The organism is Streptomyces sp. NPDC012474, assembly GCF_042955185.1.
GTDB lineage: Bacteria > Actinomycetota > Actinomycetes > Streptomycetales > Streptomycetaceae > Streptomyces > Streptomyces cahuitamycinicus.
This window is the reverse complement of sequence record NZ_JBIBEP010000023.1, coordinates 18,202-35,312: the sequence shown is the minus strand read 5'-3', so window position 1 is coordinate 35,312 and position 17,111 is coordinate 18,202. Positions and strand designations below refer to the sequence as shown.

Sequence of the window (17,111 nt, the reverse complement as noted above, 5' to 3'; positions counted from 1 at the left end):
TAGGAACGCGCCACCCCGACCCGGTAGCCAGGGACACTCCCCAGGGTTCTCCCGGGCCTCCGGGCCGGGTGGTGCGCTGTCGTCGCAGGCACACGAAGGGATCTGTTTCGCCCATGTACACAGCATCGTCCTCCGTGTCCGCACCGCCCCGGCCGCTGCACCCGCGTCCCGCGGACAGCGGCCCCTACCTCGCCCCCGCGCGGCCGGCGGCCCCCGTGCTCGGTGCGGGCAGGGCTCGGCGCGGCACGGTCATCGGCACTCAACCGCTCAGCGGGAGACTCGACTTGTCCGGCCCCCAGGGCGCGCAGCTGCGCACGGCGATCGCGTCCGTGCACCGCATCTGCCCGGAGTTCGCCCCGGTGCAGGTCCTGCGCCGCAACGGACGGGCCGTGCTCCTGGTCGGCACGACCGGTCGCAGCACGGCCGTCGCCAAGTGTTTACTCGACCACTCCCCCGCCTGGTCCGAGCGGATCCGCCACGAGATAGCGGCGTACCGCTCGTTCGTCCGGCACCGCCCTCCCGTGCGGGCGCCGAGACTGATCGCGGCGGACCCGGACAACTGCACCCTGGTGATCGAGCGGATGCCGGGCCGGGTGGCGGCGCTCCAGCGGCACCCGGCGGAGGCACCGCCCCGGGCGGACATCAGAGCGGCACTCGGCGCGATCTGCCGGCTGAACGCCTGGCGCCCACCGGCGGGCACCTTCGACGCCCCGCTCGACTACGCGGCCCGGATCTCCCGGTACCACGAGCTGGGCCTGCTCACCGACCGGGACCTGGGCGACCTGCAGAAGCTGCTGCACGGCATCGCGCAGACGGCCGGGCGCCAGGGCATGGGCCAGTTCTGCCACGGCGACGCACTGCTGTCGAACATGCTCCTGTCACCGGCCGGTCCAGTGCTGGTGGATTGGGAGCATGCCGGCTGGTACCTGCCGGGCTACGACCTGGCGACGTTGTGGTCGGTGCTCGGGGACGCACCGGTCGCCCGCCGTCAGATCAGCCAGATCGCCCAGTCGGCGGGGCTCGCGTCCAGGGACGCCTTCCTGGTGAACCTGATGCTGGTGCTGACCCGTGAGATCCGTACCTACGAGACGGCCGTGCAGCGTTCGATGCACGACGCGGCCCCGGCGGCACCGGGCCCGGCGCACCCGGCTGCCACGCCGACCGGCGAGGAGCAGAGGCTGCTGCTGCGGCGGCTGCACGACGACTGCCAGTTGGCCCGGCGCGCCGTGCGCGCGGCGGTCGGCACTCGCTGACGGGGACGAAAGGGCCGCTGCACGCCGGGTCAGGCGTACAGCGGCCCTTTCGTGTGCGGTCGGTTCGGCTCAGCCCTGCTGGAAGAGTTCCGCCGGCAGCGGCTTGAGGAGGGCGTAGAGGTCGTCCGTGATGGGGCGGTCCCAGGCGGCGATGGTCACGAGGACGTTGTCACTGCGGTCGAACTGCACGCAGGAGATGCGACTCTCGGAGAGCTTGACGCGGCGCACGATCAGGAGGTTGTCGCCCTGCATCACCGGTACGTCCTCGGTGCTGACGACGGTGACCTCCTCGTCGTTCTCCAGCGCCAGCAGCAGCTGGGCCACCTCGAAGGGGACCTCACCCTCGGCGACCTCGCGGGCCGGGGAGCCCTCCGGCAGATTGCCGATGATCATCGCTGGGCCGCGACCGCCGAACAGGTCGTAGCGCAGGAAGACGCCCTGGCAGGTGCCGTCGGGCGCGGGCAGCAGTCCCGCACCGAGGTTGCCGGGCCAGTCGCCCGGGTCCATGGCCAGTACGTCGAAGTCGGGCCCGGCGGGAGTGGCGCTGCGGCGGCGGAGGAACGACATGTCGCCCATGGTACGTGCCCCGGCCTGCGAAGTGCGGGGCGGGCGGCGGACCGGACGGGCCGGGCCGCCACCCAAATGCCGCGAGCGGTTGGAGGCCTCCGGGGCGGTGGTGGCCGGGCCAGGCCTTCGCCTTGTGCCGCTGGTGGTGGCGGGCCGCTCGGGCGCGGTCGGCCGATGATGAGGGCGAGGCGGGCGTCCCTGTTCAACGGATCCCGCTCGCGGCCGGTGAAAGGCCCGGCTGCTTCGATTGGGTGAGGTCAGTCCGCCGGGGACGCGGGCGGCACCACGGCGACGGGGCTCGCGGCGTGCAGCAGGACGGCGTGGGTGACCGAGCCCATCATGCGCACGGGTGAGAGCAGACGCCGCCGGTGGCGGCCCACCACGACGAGGTCGGCGTCCCGGGAGGCCGCGACGAGGTAGCCGGCCGCGTCGCCCGCCGCCGGGATCAGCTGGATCGGTACGTCCGGGTGCCGCTCGCGGTACGGGGCGAGGAAACCGTCGGCGAGGACCCGGGTCTCGTCCTCGATGACGTCCTGGTCGACGATCGGCGGGGGCATCTCCCCGGGCATCATCCAGGGCTGCGCGGGCCACGGATAGGCGGCGACCGCCTGGAGCCGGGCACCGCGCCGGGCGGCCTCGGCGAAGGCGAACTCGAGTGTGGCCTCGTCGGGACCGTCCACCTTGAGGCCGACGACCACACGTGAGCCGGGGCCGCCCGGCGCCTCGCCGTGGACCTCGCGTCCGGGCCGGGGGACCACGACGACGGGGCACTCGGCGTCGCGGGCGGTGGCCATGCTGGTGGAGCCGAGCAGCAGACTGGCGAAGCCGCCGCGGCCCCGGGAGCCGAGCACCAGGAGCTGGGCGGCGGCACCCAGTTCGGGCAGGACCGCGCCGACCGCGCCCTCCACGCCGACGTACTCCGTGTCCGGCTGGTCGGCGCGCCCCTCCAGGTGGGCGCGGACCTGGCCGAGCACGGGGTCGTCCGGCTGGTCCGCGAGCCCTGCGGCGAGGACCTCGGGCTGTGCCCAGTGGGCGTACTGGCGGACGTGCGCCACGCGCAAGGGTGCCGCGCGCCGGCGAGCGGCGTCGACAGCCCAATCCAGGGCGCGCAGGCTGTCGTCCGAACCGTCGACCGCAGCTACGACGGGCAGAGTGCTCATGGGGTCCTCACCTCCGGGATCGGGCCGTCCCCTCCCGGGGGCCAGCCTGACTCAGGCGGTGGCTCCGGGAAGACGCCTCCGGTCGCGTGTCCGGAAATGCGGGCGGAACACCCCCGGATCGGCCGTCGGCTCCCGGCCGTCCGGACGGGGCAGTCCCGTCCTCAGGTGAGGTCGAACTCTCCCTCCCGCGCTCCCGACACGAACGCGCCCCACTCGGCGGGCGTGAAGATCAGCGAAGGGCTCTCCGGGCGGGCACTGTTCCGCATGGCGATGAAGCCTTCGACGAAGGCGATCTGGACATCCCCCCGCCCTCGGCTGCTGGACTGCCACTGTGCGTTGGTGAGGTCAAGCTCGGGCTTGTCCCAGCCCGTGAGCGGGCGCTGCTGGGTGGTGGTCTCGGCCACGTCCGTGCTCCTCCCGGTTCGTCGTCCGCGGCCAGCCTAGCGATCGTGTCCCACGGCCAACAGGGCACGTGAGGGGGACCTTTCAGGAGTCCGGGGGACGGTCGCCCACGAGCCACATGGAGAAGAACTGCGATCCGCCTCCGTAGGCGTGTCCGAGGACCCTGCGCGCCCCGTCCACCTGGTGTTCTCCGGCCTGCCCGCGCACCTGGAGCGCGGCTTCCGCGAAGCGGATCATGCCGGAGGCGCCGATGGGGTTGGTGGACAGCACGCCGCCCGACATGTTGACGGGCAGGTCCCCGTCCAGCTCGGTCACGCCCGCCTCCGTGAGCTTCCAGCCCTCGCCCTCGTCTGCGAAGCCGAGGTTCTCCAGCCACATGGGCTCGTACCAGGAGAACGGCACGTAGATCTCGGCGCCGTCGATCTCGCGGCGGGGGTCGGTGATCCCGGCCTGCCGGTAGACGTCGGCGGCGCAGTCCTGCCCGGCCTGCGGGGAGACGAAGTCCTTGCCGGCGAAGAGGGTCGGCTCGCTGCGCATCGCGCCGCCGAGCATCCAGGCGGGCGGCCGTGGTGCCCGGGCGGCCCCGGCGCGGTCGGTGAGGATCATGGCGCAGGCGCCGTCGGAGGAGGGGCAGGTCTCCGAGTAGCGGATCGGGTCCCACAGCATGGGCGAGGCCATGACCTTGTCGAGGGTGATGTCGTGTTCGTGCAGGTGGGCGTAGGGGTTCCTGAGCGCGTTGCGGCGGTCCTTGTAGGCGACGAGGGCGCCGATCGTGTCGGGGGCGCCGGTGCGGCGCATGTAGGCGCGGATGTGCGGCGCGAAGAACCCGCCGGCCCCGGCGAGCAGGGGTTGCTGGAAGGGGACGGGCAGGGACAGGCCCCACATGGCGTTCGACTCGGACTGCTTCTCGAAGGCGAGGGTGAGGACCGTGCCGTGCACGCGGGCCGCGACGAGGTTCGCGGCGACGAGCGCGGTGGAGCCGCCGACGGAGCCGGCGGTGTGCACGCGGAGCATGGGTTTGCCGACGGCGCCGAGGGCGTCGGCGAGGTAGAGCTCCGGCATCATGACGCCCTCGAAGAAGTCGGGTGCCTTGCCGATGACGACGGCGTCGATGTCCGCCCACGACAGGCCGGCGTCCTGGAGGGCGCGCAGGGCCGCCTCCCGGACCAGTCCGGCGAGGGACACGTCCCGGCGAGCCGCGACGTGCCTGGTCTGGCCGATGCCGACGACGGCCACGGGCTCCTTGCTCATCGGGGTTCCCCTTCGAGGACGGCGACCAGGTTCTGCTGGAGGCAGGGGCCGGACGTGGCGTGGGCGAGGGCGCGGTCGGACCGGCCGTGGTGGATGCGGGCGGCGGCCTCTCCGATGCGGACGAGGCCGGCGGCCATGATCGGGTTGGCGGCGAGGGCTCCGCCGGAGGGGTTGACGACCACGCCGTCGCCCAGCCGGAGGGCCTTGCGCAGGACGATCTCCTGGGCGGTGAAGGGCGCGTGCAGTTCGGCGGTGTCGACGGGCCGTTCGAAGGCTCCGGCCCGCTCGGCGGCCAGCCGGGTGGACGGCGAGTGGGTCAGGTCGCGAACGCCGAGGGCGTGGGCCTCGATGCGGTGGTCGATGCCGCGGATCCAGGCGGGGCGTTCGCACAGGTCACGGGCGCGGTCCCCCGCCGCGAGGATCACGGCGGCGGCGCCGTCGCCGATGGGCGGGCAGTCACCGGTGCGCAGCGGCTGCACGAGGTAGTCGCCCTGCGGTACGGGCCCCCGCAGCTGTGCGTGCGCGTTGGCGGTGGCGGCCTCACGGCTGCGGGAGGCGACGGCGGCGAGGGCCGGCTCGTCGGTGTCGCCGGCGTCGATGAGTGCCTGGGCCTGGAGGGCGGCGAGGGCCACGGAGTCGGGCCACAGGGGTGCCATGTAGTAGGGGTCGAGCTGGCGGGTCAGGACGTCGCGGACCGAGCCGGGCGAGGACTTGCCGTACGCGTAGACCAGGGCGGTGTCGGCGTCGCCGGTGAGGAGTTTCGTCCAGGCCTCGTACAGTGCCCAGGCGCCGTCCATCTCGACGTGCGACTCGGAGATCGGCGGCCAGGCGCCGACGCCGTCCAGGGCGAGGGTGAAGGAGAAGGCGCGGCCGGCGAGGTAGTCGCTGGAGCCGGAGCAGGTGAAGTCGATGTCCGCGGTCTTCAGGCCGGTCCTGTCGAGGACCTCGTGCAGTACCGGCATGAGCATCTCCACCTCGGAGAGCTCCTCGCTGGTGCGCCGGTGGCCGGTCTGGGCGAAGGCGACGACGGCGATCTCGCGGTCCCGCGGTGCGCTCGTCACAGCAGCTCCTTGTAGGTGTCGTAGTCCGCGTCGGGTTCGCCCGTCGGCCGGTAGTGGTCGGGGTAGGGGGAGCCTTCCGTCCACACCGGTTCGACGCGCAGCCCCATGCGGACCTCGTCGTACGGGATGCCGCCGATACGGCCGTGCAGCGCGAGGTCGGCGCCGTCGAGGGCGATGTGGGCGTAGACGTAGGGCACCTCGATGTCGAGGTTCCTCGCCTTGATGTTGACGATGCAGAACGTGGTCACCGTGCCGCGCGGCCCGACCTCGACCTGTTCGGATGTGGCCACCCCGCAGGTGGGGCACGCGCCCCTCGGCGGGACGTACACCTTCCGGCAGGACGGGCAGCGTTCACCGACGGTCCGGCGGCCGGAGAGGGCGTTGATGTAGGCGGTCTGGGCGCGGCCGGGTGAGTAGGTGTAGTCGAGGCGGGCGGCGGCGACGATGCCGGTGACCGGGTCCTCGATCTCGCCCGCGTGGACGGTGACGGTGGAGACCTCTCCGTCGTACGGCTCGAAGCAGGCGATGTCCGTGATGGCGCCGATGCGTTCCCCGGCCCAGCGGACGCGGACGCGCATGCCGGTGTGGACGGCGTCGGGGCCGGGGGCGTCGAGGGCGTGCAGGAGGGCGGTGTCGGCGCCGTCGAGTCGCACCAGGACCCAGGCGAAGGGCGTGTCCAGGGGTTGGCCCCGGCGAGGTCGGTGGTTCCAGGCCCAGGTGGTGACGGTGCCCGTGAGGCCGACGTGGACGAGGTCGCGGATCTCCTCGGCGGTGACGGGGTCGTACTCGACGGGCGGGACCAGGGTACGGCCGTCGCGGGTCTTCACCCCGAGGATCACACGTTCCCGCAGACCGGTCAGGAAGGCACCCTGGACGGGCCCGAGGGAGCGGGTGAAGGGAAATTCGACGACGAGCGGCGCCTTGAGAACTGCGGACATCGAGGGCCTGCCTCCTTCGACTCGGCGTGCACGGGCGCCCCCTGAGGGGCGCGGGGAACTGCGCGCTCAGCGACCGACGGCCCGCAGGTCTGCTCTGGCCAAAGCCTGGGCAGCGCCTACGCGCGCTTGTAGACGGGCGGTCGCTTCTCCGCGAAGGCGCGGGCGCCCTCCTTGGCGTCGGCGGTGCCGAAGACCGGCCAGCCCCGGGTGAGTTCGGCGGCCAGGCCGTCGGTCTCGGTCATCTCGGCGGTCTCGTAGACGGAGGCCTTGACGGCTTCGACGGCCAGCGGGCCGCAGGAGTTGATCCGCTCGGCGATCTCCAGCGCTCGGTCGAGTGCCGTGCCGTCGGGGACGACGTGGCCGACCAGTCCGATTGCGGCGGCCTCGCGGGCGCTGTAAGGGCGTCCGGTGAGGAGCATCTCCAGGGCGTGGGTGCGCGGGATCTGGCGTTGCAGGCGGACCGTTGAGCCGCCGATCGGGAACAGGCCGCGTTTCACCTCGAACAGGCCGAAGGTGGCGGACTCGGCGGCGACGCGTATGTCGGTGCCCTGGAGCATCTCGGTGCCGCCCGCGACGCACGCCCCCTCGACGGCGGCGATCACCGGCTTGCGCGGGCGGTGGTGGCGCAGCATGGCCTTCCAGTGCAGGTCGGGGTCTGCCTTGAGCCGGTCGCGGTACTCCTCTCCGGCCATGCCGTTGCCGGCCAGGGCCTTGAGGTCCATGCCGGAGCAGAACGAGCCGCCCGCGCCGGTGAAGACGATCGAGCGGACCGAGTCGTCCGCGTCGGCCTCCAGCCACCCGTCGTGGAGGCCGACGAGCATCGGCAGCGAGAGCGCGTTCCTGGCCTCCGGCCTGTTGAGCGTGAGCACCAGTGTGGCGCCTTCGCGCTGCACGGTGAGGTGTTCCGTCCCGCCCATGGCGAACTCCCCTCTCATGGAACGAGAACAGGTTGCAGTAGGGCGGGGAGCACTTCAAGGGTTTTCTGACAGTCAGTCAGATTCTTTCGTGCTGGCCCTTCACAGTTGGACCGCCCTTTGCTCTGATGACCGGCGAACCGTCCGATGCCAGACACGCCCGGGGTCAGGAGGAGCGGTGGAGTACAACCTTGCCGACCTGTTCGAGTCGGTCGTCGACGTCGTCCCCGGTCGTGAGGCGCTGGTGTACGCCGACCACCCCGGTACGGGCGCGGAGCGCCGGCTCACGTACGCGGAGCTGGACGCGGCGGCCGACCGCGTCGGCCACCACCTGCTCGACAGCGGGATACGTCCCGGTGAGCACCTCGGTCTCCACCTCTACAACGGTGTGGAGTACCTGCAGACGGTACTGGGCTGCCTGAAAGCGCGAATCGTGCCGGTCAACGTCAACTACCGGTATGTGGAAGACGAGCTGGTGTACCTCTACCGGGACGCGGACCTGGCGGCGTTGGTCTTCGACGCCGGGTTCACGGACCGGGTGGCGGCGGCGCGTCACCGGGCCGGGAAGCTGCGGCATCTGATCCGGGTGGGCGCTCCGCCGCCGGGAGCCGCGGAGGTGCCCTGCCTGGAGTTCGCACAGGTGGAGGCAGCCGGGTCGCCCGAGCGCGGTTTTCCGGCCCGCTCGGGCGACGATCAGTTCATCATCTACACCGGCGGGACGACCGGCATGCCCAAGGGTGTGATGTGGCGCCAGGAGGATCTGTTCTTCGCGGGCCTCGGCGGGGGCGCCCCGACCGGGGAGCCGGTGAAGAAGCCGGAGGAGCTCGCCGAACGGGTCGCGGCCGGGGGTACGGGGATCACGTTCTTCCCGACGGCTCCACTCATGCACGGCACCTCCACCCTCACGGCGTTCATCGGCTTCAACTTCGGCCAACGGGTCGTGATCCACCGCAAGTTCGTGCCCGAGGAGGTGCTGCGGACCGTGGAGAAGGAGCGGGTCAGCAGCATCTCGCTGGTGGGCGACGCGATGCTGCGGCCGCTGGTCGACGCGCTGAGCGGTCCGCTGCGGCACATCGACCGCTCGTCGCTGTTCAGCGTGTCGTCGTCCGGCGCGGTCCTGTCGGACACGGTGCGCCGGCAGTTCCGGGAACTGGTGCCGAGCGCCATGCTGCTGAACAACTTCGGCTCGTCGGAGTCCGGCTTCAACGGGACGGCGACCGAGGACTCCGGACCGGAGCGGGGCTTCCGGGTGCGGGTCAACGCCCGCACCCAGGTGGTCGACCCGGCCACCTACGCGCCGGTGCCGGCCGGTGAGGTGGGCCGGATCGCCCAGTGCGGGCATGTGCCGCTCGGCTACTACAACGACCCGGCCAAGACCGCCGCGACCTTCTTCGTCAGGGACGGCGAGCGGTGGGTGCTGCTCGGCGACATGGCCACCGTCGACGAGGAGGGCGTGGTCACCGTCCTGGGCCGGGGCTCGCAGTGCATCAACACGGGCGGCGAGAAGGTGTACCCGGAGGAAGTGGAGCAGGCCCTGAAGTCCCACCCCGACGTCTACGACGCGCTGGTGGCCGGGGTGCCGGACCCCCGGTGGGGCCACCATGTGGCGGCGGTGGTGCAACTGCGCGAGGGTGCGGCGCGGCTGTCGCTGGAGGACATCCGGACGCACTGCCGTGACCGGCTCGCCGGCTACAAGATCCCGCGCCGGCTGGTGATCACCGAGTCGGTGCAGCGGTCGCCGAGCGGCAAGGCGGACTACCGCTGGGCCCGGGAGGTGGCGGTGGCTGCGGACGGGTGATTCTCCGGCCGCAACATTGAACCCGGGATGACGTGCGGACGTACTGGTGGTGGCAGGCTCGGTCTCCGGGCTCTGTCAGCCATGCCAGCAAGACCGCACGGAAGGACCACCGGGTGTCGCTCTTCACTCGCTCCCGTCAGCTCTCGGACACGACCGAGGGCGGGGCGGAACCGGATGACGACACGGCGGCAAAGAAACCGGCCGGGGAGCAGACCGAGGCCGACCAGCCGGAGGCCGACGCGGAGGCGGACACGGCCCCGGAGGCGGAACCGGGGACGGCTGGGGACGCGGGCTCGGACACGGCCCCCGACTTGGCGTCCGACGGGTCGCCCGGCGCGATGAAGCCCGGCTGGTTCGGCTGGCGGCGCCGCTTCCCCCGCGCGGCACGCGGCGTCAGCGTGGGGACCACCGTGCTGGCCGGTGCCCTCGTACTGTTCGCGCTGCTCGTACCGAACCAGGTCGAGAAGATCGAGTTCGCCTCGTTCGTCAGGATTCCCGCCGAGGGCGTGCTGCTCGCGGGCCTGCTGCTCACACTGCCGCCGAAGCCCCGCCGGGTCACGGCCGTGGTCATGGGCGCGTTCCTCGGGCTGGTCACGATCCTGAAGTTCGTCGACATGGGCTTCTACCAGATCCTTGCCCGCCCGTTCGATCTGGTCCTGGACTGGATCCTGATCGAGAACGGCACGGACTTCCTGAGGGAGACGTTCGGCCGTACCGGCCAGGTGCTGGCCGTGACCGGTGTGATCGTCCTGTTCGTCGCGGTGCTGGTCCTCACGACCCTCGCCGTGGTGCGGCTGACCCGCCTGATGGTCCGGCACCGGCCCGTCGCCGCCCGTACGACACTGATCCTCGGCACGGCGTGGATCACCTGCATGACCCTGGGCCTGCAGATCGGCACTGTTCCGATCGCCACCAAGGGCAACGCGGAGTTCCTGGGCAACCGGGTGGAGCAGGTCCGGGCGGGTCTGAAGGACGCACGGGTCTTCGAGAAGCAGGCCGCCGTCGACGCCTTCGCGAAGACACCGCCCGACCAGTTGCTGACCGGACTGCGCGGCAAGGACGTCCTGTTCACGTTCATCGAGAGCTACGGCAGGGTCGCCATCGACGATCCGGCGATGGCGCAGCAGACCGACGCCGTCCTCCAGGAGGGTACGAGCCGGCTGAAGGCGGCCGGGTTCGAGTCGCGCAGCGGCTGGCTGCAGGCGCCGGTGACGGGCGCGGGCAGCTGGCTCGCCCACTCGACCTTCCTGTCCGGACTGTGGATCAAGAACCAGCAGCGGTACCGCAATCTGACCACGAGCGATCGCATGACGCTGACGAAGTACTTCGGGAAGACGGGCGCCTGGCGGACCGTCGGAATCGTGCCCGGGGTGCGGCGGGCCTGGCCGGAGGGGAAGTACTTCGGCCTGGACCACATCTACGACTCCGAGCACCTCGGCTACCACGGCCCCTACTTCAGCTGGACGCCCGTGCCCGACCAGTTCAGCATGGAGGCCTTCCAGCGGCTGGAGCACGGCAAGAAGGACCGCGAGCCGATCATGGCGGAGATCATCCTGGCGTCGAGCCACAACCCCTGGTCCCCCATCGCGCGGATGATCGACTGGGACGACCTCGGCGACGGCTCGGTGTTCCACCGCATCAAGAAGGAGGGCACGAACCCCACGGAGGTCTGGAAGGACCCGGAGAAGGTGCGCACCGAGTACCGGCGGGCCATCGAGTACTCGATCCGGAGCCTGACCGAGTGGGTCGAGCGCTACGGCGACGACGACACGGTGCTGGTCTTCCTCGGCGACCACCAGCCGGTGCCGACCGTCACCGCCGGGGACACCGGCAAGGACGTGCCGATCACCATCGTCGCCAAGGACAGGAAGGTCCTGGACCGGGTCGCCGACTGGAACTGGACGGAGGGCCTCAAGCCTGCCGGGAACGCCCCCCGGTGGGGCATGGACAAGTTCCGCGACCGCTTCATGACGGCGTACGGTCCCCAGGGCTGAGGAAGTCCTGCACGGCCGCGAGGAACTCCTCCGGGCGTGCCTCGTGCACGAGGTGCCCAGCGTCGACGGTGATGTGCCGGGCGTCGGGGAGCAGTTCCGCGAAGGCCGCGATCTGCTCCTGCGGGACGATGCTGCCCGGCCCGCCGCCGATCAGCAGCGTGGGGCTGGTGATCCGCACCATGTGGTCCCACCACACGGGGTCGGGTGCGTTGCGCTGTTCGTCGGTGGCGAGGATCATCGCCCAGTCGTACGGCAGGCCACCGCCGGGCCGTTCGGCGGGTGGTCGGGGCGGGTCCAGGGGGAAGGGCGCGGGCACGTCCTCCAGGACGAGCCGCCGTACCAGCCCCGGGCGGTACTGGGCGAGCAGGTAGGCGACGGCGCCGCCCAGCGAGTGGCCCACGACGTCGGCCCGCCCGATGCCCAGCGCCCGGAGGAAGGCGTGGATGTCGTCGCGCAGGGTCTCGTACGCGTATCCGCCGGGCCAGTCGCTGCCGCCGTGTCCGCGCAGATCCGGGGCGTACACCCGGCGGGGCCCCGTTGCCCCCGTGGCCAGAGCGGGGGCGATCTCCGCCCAGTCGGTGCCGTCGGCCCCGCGGCAGTGCAGCAGCACGAGGGGCGGTGCGTCCTGCGGCCCCCAGACGCGGTAGGCCTGCGTGATGCCGTTCGCCCGTACCGTGTGCGGTCGGGTTTCCATACCGGCACGGTAGGCGAGGGGCGGCTGCGGGCCGGGCCGCTCTGCCGGCAGCAGAGGGGTGCCCCCCGCGTCAGGAGAAGAAGCCGGCCACGCGCCGCACGAACCAGGCCGGGTCGTCGAGCCACGGGTAGTGCCCCGCGCCCGGCTGGACCGCGAACTCGGCAGCCGGGAAGGCCTGTACGGCCTGCCGGGCCAGCGACGGACTCGGGCCGCCGTCCAGTTCACCGGCCAGGACGAGTACGGGGGTTCCCATCCGGGCCAGCGCCTCGCGTGTCGAGTCCGGTTCGTAGGCGCCGTCGGCACCGTAGACCTCCGCCGCGTCGTCGTTGCTCTCGGCCTCCTCACGGTCGGCGTGGGCCCGGGCGGTGTCGTCCCATCGCCCGTAGAAGAACGGGAGGAACACCGGGTCGAAGTCGCCCTTGCCCTCCAGCCAGGCCTCGAACGGCGGGAACGCGTCCGCGAACCAGGGTTCGGACGCGCGCAGCCGGGCCGCTGCCAGCCGGTCCCCGGCCGTCGCCGGCATGCCCAGGGCCCATGGCGTGGCGGTGATCAGTGCCAGCCGTCCCAGCCGCTGCTGATACCGGGCCGCGTAGAGCATCGCGAGACTGCCGCCCGCCGAGTGCGCGAGCACGTCCACGCGCTCCCGCCGCAGATGGAGCCGCAACGCCTCGACGTCGTCCACGAGCCGGTCGCAGCGGTACGTGCCCGGGTCCGCCGGCAGCTCGGACTCCCCCGTGCCGCGCAGGTCGAGCAGCACCAGCTGCCGGTGCGCGTCCAGTCCGCCCAGGTTCCCCAGGTAGGCGGAGGCCCGCATGGGGCCGCCGGGCAGCACGACGAGCGGCTCGCCCTCGCCGCGCAGGTGATAGGTGAGCCGGGTTCCGTCCGGGGTACTGAAGATCGGCATGCCGCCGATCCTGGTGGCCGGGGCCGGTCCGGCACAACCGGGTTCCCCGGCTCGTGCGCGTCAGCGCTGTCCGAGGTCGTTCCTCAGTTCCCGTTTGAGGATCTTCCCGCTGGCGTTGCGCGGGAGTTCCGCCACGAACACCACCCGCTTCGGCGCCTTGAAGTGGGCGAGCTTCCCGCGGACGTGGTCGATCAGTTCCGCCTCCGAGACGTCGCCGCGCGGGACGACGACGGCCGTGACCGCCTCGATCCACCGCTCGTCCGGCAGGCCCACGACCGCGGCCTCGGCGACCGCGGGGTGGGTGTACAGCGCGTCCTCGACCTGGCGTGAAGCGACCACGACGCCACCGGAGTTGATGACGTCCTTCACCCGGTCGACGATCGTGTAGTAGCCGTGCGCGTCGCGTACCGCGAGGTCGCCGGAGCGGAACCAGCCGTCGCGGAAGGCCTCGGCGGTCTCCTCGGGCTTGTCCCAGTAGCCCTCGCACAGTTGCGGGGAGCGGTAGACGATCTCGCCCGGTGTGCCGTCGGGTACGTCCTTGCCGTCCTCGTCGACCACGCGCGCGTCGACGAACAGGACGGGCCGGCCGCAGGAGTCCATGCGGCCCTTGTGTTCGTCCGGCGCGAGCACCGTGGCGAGGGGGCCGATCTCGCTCTGGCCGAAACAGTTGTAGAAGGCCAGGCCCGGCAGGCGCTCCCGGAGCCGTTCGAGCACCGGGACCGGCATGATCGACGCCCCGTAGTAGGCCTTGCGCAGACCGCTCAGGTCGCGGGTGGCGAAGTCGGGGCGGCCGGCCAGGGCGATCCAGACGGTGGGCGGCGCGAACAGGCTGTCCGCGCGGCCCGATTCGATCAGGTCGAAGAGCCGGTCGCCGTCGGGTGCGTCGAGGATGATGTTCGTCGCGCCGACGGTGAGGTAGGGCAGCAGGAAGACGTGCATCTGCGCCGAGTGGTACAGCGGCAGGGAGTGCGCGGGGCGGTCGCCCGCACTGAGGTCGAGGGCGGTGATCGCGCTCAGGTACTCGTGCACCAGGGCCCGGTGCGTCATCATCGCGCCCTTGGGCAGGGCGGTCGTGCCGGACGTGTACAGCAGTTGCACGAGGTCTTCGGCGCGTGGCTCGGGGCCGTCGTACGCGGGCGCCCCGGGCAGCCGCGCGAGCAGCGAGTCGCCGGCATCGCGCAGGGGCAGCGTCCGTACGCCGTCCGGCAGTTGCGCCGCGAGGTCCGGGTCGGTGAGGACCAGGGAGCTGCCGGACTGGCCGACGATGTAGGCGAGGTCGCCGCCGGTCAGGTTCTGGTTGACGGGCACGTGCACCAGGCCCGCGCGGGCGCAGGCCAGGAAGGTGATCAGGTAGGCGTCGGAGTTGTGACCGTACGCGCCCACCCGGTCGCCCGGGGACAGCCCCTGGCCGAGGAGGACGCTCGCCGCTCGGGAGACGGCGGTGTCCAGTTCGTCGTACGTCCAGGTGCGGTCGCCGTACTCCACGGCGACGCGCGCCGGGGTGCGTCGGGCGCTGCGCCGCAGCACTCCGTCGACCGTGCTGCCGTGTCCGGGCGTCGTCATGACACCTGATCCTCGGTTCACCGCCGGGCGAGGTCAAGAACCGACCGGCTCAACCCTGCCGACGCCGGAGGCGTCCGGTGTGTTGGTACCGACGTGCGCACGCAGCACATTCGTACGCGCAAGTCTCCTTTACCTCAATGATGTTGGAGGGCACGATGCGCAGCCGCCTGAGACGACTCGTTCTCGGGGCCACGGCCCTGTTCACGGCCGCGTCCGCGTTACCCGCGGCCGCCGCGTCCGGCCAGGGACGGGCGGAGCAGCACCCGTCCCGCGACGGCCTGTCCGCCGTGATCCGCTACACCGAGTACGGCATCCCGCACATCCTCGCGAAGAACTACGCCGACCTGGGCTTCGGTACGGGCTGGGCGCAGGCGTCGGACGAGGTCTGCACGCTCGCCGACGGGTTCGTAACCCTGCGGGGCGAGCGCTCCCGGTACTTCGGCGCCGGTGCGGCCGCGGGCGGTGCCCTCTCCGGGGCCAGGACGAATCTCGCCAGTGACCTCTACTTCCGCGGGGTCCGTGAGACCCGCACGGTGGAGAAGCTGCTGGCCGAGCCCGCGCCCGCGGGCCCGAGCCGTGAGGTCCGGGACATGATGCGCGGCTGGGCGGCCGGTTACAACGCCTGGCTGAAGCAGAAGAAGATCACGGATCCCGGCTGTGCAAGCGCGTCCTGGGTCCGTCCGGTCACCGAGCTGGACGTGGCGGCCCGTGGCCTCGCCCTCGCCTCGATCTCCGGCGAGGGGCGCTTCGTGGACACGATCACGGCCGCGCGGCCACCGACGGAGGCCGGTGCCGCCTCCGGCACCCCGTCCTCCCGGCCCGCCGCCCGCACACCGGACGCGAAGGCCGTGACGAAGGCGGCCGACGAGCTGTGGGGCGATTCCGGCATGGGCTCCAACGCGGTCGCCTTCCGCGGCGACACCACGGCGAACGGCAGCGGTCTGTTGCTGGGCAACCCGCACTACCCGTGGCAGGGCGGGCGCCGGTTCTGGCAGTCGCAGCAGACGATCCCCGGCGAGCTGAACGTCTCCGGTGGCTCTCTGCTCGGCACCCCGGCGATCTCCATCGGGTTCAACGCACATGTGGCGTGGAGCCACACCGTCTCGACCGGCATTCCGGCCAACTTCCACCAGCTGGCGCTGGATCCGGCCGATCCCACGACGTACCTCGTGGACGGCGAGCCGGAGCGTATGAAGAAGCGGACCGTGACGGTCGCGGTGAAGGACGGCGCGCCGGTGACCCGCACCCAGTGGTGGACCCGGTTCGGCCCGGTCGTCACCTCCCTGAACTCCCAGGTCCCGCTGCCGTGGACGGATACCACGGCGTACGCCCTGCACGACCCGAACGCCGCGAACCTCCGCTTCGCCGACACCTCGCTCGGCTTCAGCAAGGCGCGCAGCACGCATGACGTCCTCGGGTCCCTCACCCGGCACCAGGGCATCCCCTGGGTGAACACGATCGCCGCCGACCGCGCGGGACATTCCCTCTTCACCCAGTCCCAGGTACTTCCGCGTATCACCGACGCGTTGGCGCAGCGCTGCTCGACCGTGCTGGGCAGGACCACGTATCCGGCGTCCGGCATCGCGATCCTCGACGGCTCGCGCGGCAACTGCGCCCTGGGCAGCGATCCCGACGCGGTGGCGCCGGGCATCTTCGGGCCGGCGCGGATGCCGACGCTCAAGGACGCGCCGTACGTGGAGAACTCCAACGGCACCGCGTGGATGACCAACGCCGACCGGCCGATCACCGGATACGAGCGGGTCTTCGGCACGGTGAAGACGGAGCTCGGCATGCGTACGCGCGGCGGGATCGAGGACGTGGCGGCGATGGCGGACCGGGGCCGCCTGACCGTACGTGACCTGCAACGGCAGCAGTTCGCCAACCGGGTGCCCGCGGGTGACCTCACCGCGACGGATGTGGCACGGGCGTGCGCCGCACTGCCCGGCGGCACGGCGACGGGCAGCGACGGCGAGGCCGTCGACGTGTCGGGGGCCTGCGGGGTGCTGGCGGCCTGGGACCGCACCATGAACACGGGGAGCCGGGGCGCGCTGCTGTTCGACCGGTTCTGGCGGAAGCTGGAACAGGCCGTGCCGGCCGCCGAGGCGTGGAAGGTGCCGTTCTCGGCGGCGGACCCGGTGCGTACGCCGAACACGCTGAACACGGACGCGCCCGGCTTCGGCGTCGCCCTCGCCGACGCGGTGGCGGAACTGCGCGCGGCGGGTATCGCGCTCGACGCGCCGCTCGGCGCGCACCAGTTCGTCGTCCGCGGTGGTGAGCGCCTTCCGATGCCCGGCGGCTCGGGGCGGATCGGCGTGTGGAACGTGCTCGAACCGCAGTGGAACGCGGCCGGGGGCGGCTACACGGAGGTGCCGTTCGGCAGCAGTCACCTCCAGGCGGTGGGCTGGGACGGCGGCCGCTGCCCGGTGGCCCGCACCCTGCTGACGTACTCCCAGTCGTCGAACCCCGAGTCGCCGCACCACGCGGACCAGACCCGGCTGTTCTCCGCTGAGAAGTGGGTACCGTCGCGCTTCTGCGAGAAGGACATCCTGTCCTCGCCGAAGCTGAAGGTCGTCCGGGTGCACGAGCGCCGCTGACCGTGGCTGAGGGGTGCC

Annotated in this window: 14 protein-coding genes; 4 read left to right on the top strand and 10 right to left on the bottom strand. The window is 72.0% G+C overall.

Annotation, left to right across the window (positions count from 1 at the left end; all coding sequences use genetic code 11):
- Positions 1–113: 113 nt before the first annotated feature.
- The gene (locus ACFY9S_RS35420) at positions 114–1,253 is read left to right on the top strand and encodes a phosphotransferase (protein ID WP_391137038.1); all 1,140 of its coding nucleotides are present in this window, start codon (positions 114–116) and stop codon (positions 1,251–1,253) included.
- Between the two features lie 69 nt (positions 1,254–1,322).
- On the opposite strand, the gene ACFY9S_RS35415 is transcribed toward ACFY9S_RS35420, so the two are convergent.
- The 7 genes from ACFY9S_RS35415 to ACFY9S_RS35385 form a co-directional block, all read right to left on the bottom strand.
- Entirely contained in the window at positions 1,323–1,820 is a 498-nt protein-coding gene (locus ACFY9S_RS35415) for a hypothetical protein (protein ID WP_391137035.1), read from the bottom strand.
- A gap of 257 nt (positions 1,821–2,077) precedes the next feature.
- Complete coding sequence (locus ACFY9S_RS35410; protein WP_391137033.1) at positions 2,078–2,980, bottom strand: universal stress protein; 903 nt, start codon at positions 2,978–2,980, stop codon at positions 2,078–2,080.
- A 161-nt stretch (positions 2,981–3,141) separates the two neighbouring features.
- A complete protein-coding gene (locus ACFY9S_RS35405) occupies positions 3,142–3,384 on the bottom strand; it encodes a DUF397 domain-containing protein (RefSeq protein ID WP_010033039.1) in 243 nt (80 codons plus the stop codon).
- 82 nt (positions 3,385–3,466) lie between these two features.
- On the bottom strand, positions 3,467–4,633 hold the full coding sequence (locus ACFY9S_RS35400) for a thiolase domain-containing protein (protein ID WP_391137030.1): 1,167 nt from the start codon (positions 4,631–4,633) through the stop codon (positions 3,467–3,469).
- Positions 4,630–5,694, bottom strand: a complete 1,065-nt coding sequence (locus ACFY9S_RS35395; protein ID WP_391137027.1) for a thiolase domain-containing protein — start codon at positions 5,692–5,694, stop codon at positions 4,630–4,632. The genes ACFY9S_RS35400 and ACFY9S_RS35395 overlap by 4 nt, the downstream gene beginning before the upstream one ends.
- Entirely contained in the window at positions 5,691–6,632 is a 942-nt protein-coding gene (locus ACFY9S_RS35390; RefSeq protein WP_391137024.1) for an OB-fold domain-containing protein, read from the bottom strand. The genes ACFY9S_RS35395 and ACFY9S_RS35390 overlap by 4 nt, the downstream gene beginning before the upstream one ends.
- A 116-nt stretch (positions 6,633–6,748) precedes the next feature.
- A complete protein-coding gene (locus ACFY9S_RS35385) occupies positions 6,749–7,549 on the bottom strand; it encodes a crotonase/enoyl-CoA hydratase family protein (protein ID WP_391137021.1) in 801 nt (266 codons plus the stop codon).
- A 175-nt stretch (positions 7,550–7,724) separates the two neighbouring features.
- Between ACFY9S_RS35385 and ACFY9S_RS35380 the strand changes: the two genes are divergently transcribed.
- Together ACFY9S_RS35380 and ACFY9S_RS35375 are read left to right on the top strand one after the other, a co-directional pair.
- Entirely contained in the window at positions 7,725–9,344 is a 1,620-nt protein-coding gene (locus ACFY9S_RS35380) for an AMP-binding protein (protein ID WP_391137018.1), read from the top strand.
- A gap of 113 nt (positions 9,345–9,457) precedes the next feature.
- On the top strand, positions 9,458–11,338 hold the full coding sequence (locus ACFY9S_RS35375) for a sulfatase (RefSeq protein WP_391137015.1): 1,881 nt from the start codon (positions 9,458–9,460) through the stop codon (positions 11,336–11,338).
- On the opposite strand, the gene ACFY9S_RS35370 is transcribed toward ACFY9S_RS35375, so the two are convergent.
- The 3 genes from ACFY9S_RS35370 to ACFY9S_RS35360 all read right to left on the bottom strand — a co-directional run bounded on the left by ACFY9S_RS35370 (position 11,310) and on the right by ACFY9S_RS35360 (position 14,499).
- Positions 11,310–12,032 carry an alpha/beta fold hydrolase gene (locus tag ACFY9S_RS35370; protein WP_391137012.1) on the bottom strand — a complete coding sequence of 241 codons (723 nt, stop codon included), beginning with the start codon at positions 12,030–12,032 and terminating at the stop codon, positions 11,310–11,312. The two genes, ACFY9S_RS35375 and ACFY9S_RS35370, sit on opposite strands and share 29 nt — an antisense overlap.
- Before the next feature lie 70 nt (positions 12,033–12,102).
- The gene (locus ACFY9S_RS35365) at positions 12,103–12,936 is read right to left on the bottom strand and encodes an alpha/beta fold hydrolase (protein WP_391137010.1); all 834 of its coding nucleotides are present in this window, start codon (positions 12,934–12,936) and stop codon (positions 12,103–12,105) included.
- A gap of 60 nt (positions 12,937–12,996) precedes the next feature.
- Positions 12,997–14,499, bottom strand: coding sequence for a fatty acyl-CoA synthetase (locus ACFY9S_RS35360; protein WP_391137007.1), 1,503 nt, complete (start codon positions 14,497–14,499; stop codon positions 12,997–12,999).
- A 155-nt stretch (positions 14,500–14,654) separates the two neighbouring features.
- Here ACFY9S_RS35360 and ACFY9S_RS35355 point away from each other — a divergent pair, with 155 nt between their 5' ends.
- On the top strand, positions 14,655–17,093 hold the full coding sequence (locus ACFY9S_RS35355; protein ID WP_391137004.1) for a penicillin acylase family protein: 2,439 nt from the start codon (positions 14,655–14,657) through the stop codon (positions 17,091–17,093).
- Positions 17,094–17,111: the final 18 nt, after the last annotated feature.

Coding starts and splice junctions, on each gene's coding strand:
- ACFY9S_RS35365 (WP_391137010.1), bottom strand. CDS start 12,936: ATGCCGATCTTCAGTACCCCGGACGGAACCCGGCTCACCTATCACCTG.
- ACFY9S_RS35385 (WP_391137021.1), bottom strand. CDS start 7,549: ATGGGCGGGACGGAACACCTCACCGTGCAGCGCGAAGGCGCCACACTG.
- ACFY9S_RS35360 (WP_391137007.1), bottom strand. CDS start 14,499: ATGACGACGCCCGGACACGGCAGCACGGTCGACGGAGTGCTGCGGCGC.
- ACFY9S_RS35420 (WP_391137038.1), top strand. CDS start 114: ATGTACACAGCATCGTCCTCCGTGTCCGCACCGCCCCGGCCGCTGCAC.
- ACFY9S_RS35400 (WP_391137030.1), bottom strand. CDS start 4,633: ATGAGCAAGGAGCCCGTGGCCGTCGTCGGCATCGGCCAGACCAGGCAC.
- ACFY9S_RS35410 (WP_391137033.1), bottom strand. CDS start 2,980: ATGAGCACTCTGCCCGTCGTAGCTGCGGTCGACGGTTCGGACGACAGC.
- ACFY9S_RS35415 (WP_391137035.1), bottom strand. CDS start 1,820: ATGTCGTTCCTCCGCCGCCGCAGCGCCACTCCCGCCGGGCCCGACTTC.
- ACFY9S_RS35390 (WP_391137024.1), bottom strand. CDS start 6,632: ATGTCCGCAGTTCTCAAGGCGCCGCTCGTCGTCGAATTTCCCTTCACC.
- ACFY9S_RS35355 (WP_391137004.1), top strand. CDS start 14,655: ATGCGCAGCCGCCTGAGACGACTCGTTCTCGGGGCCACGGCCCTGTTC.
- ACFY9S_RS35370 (WP_391137012.1), bottom strand. CDS start 12,032: ATGGAAACCCGACCGCACACGGTACGGGCGAACGGCATCACGCAGGCC.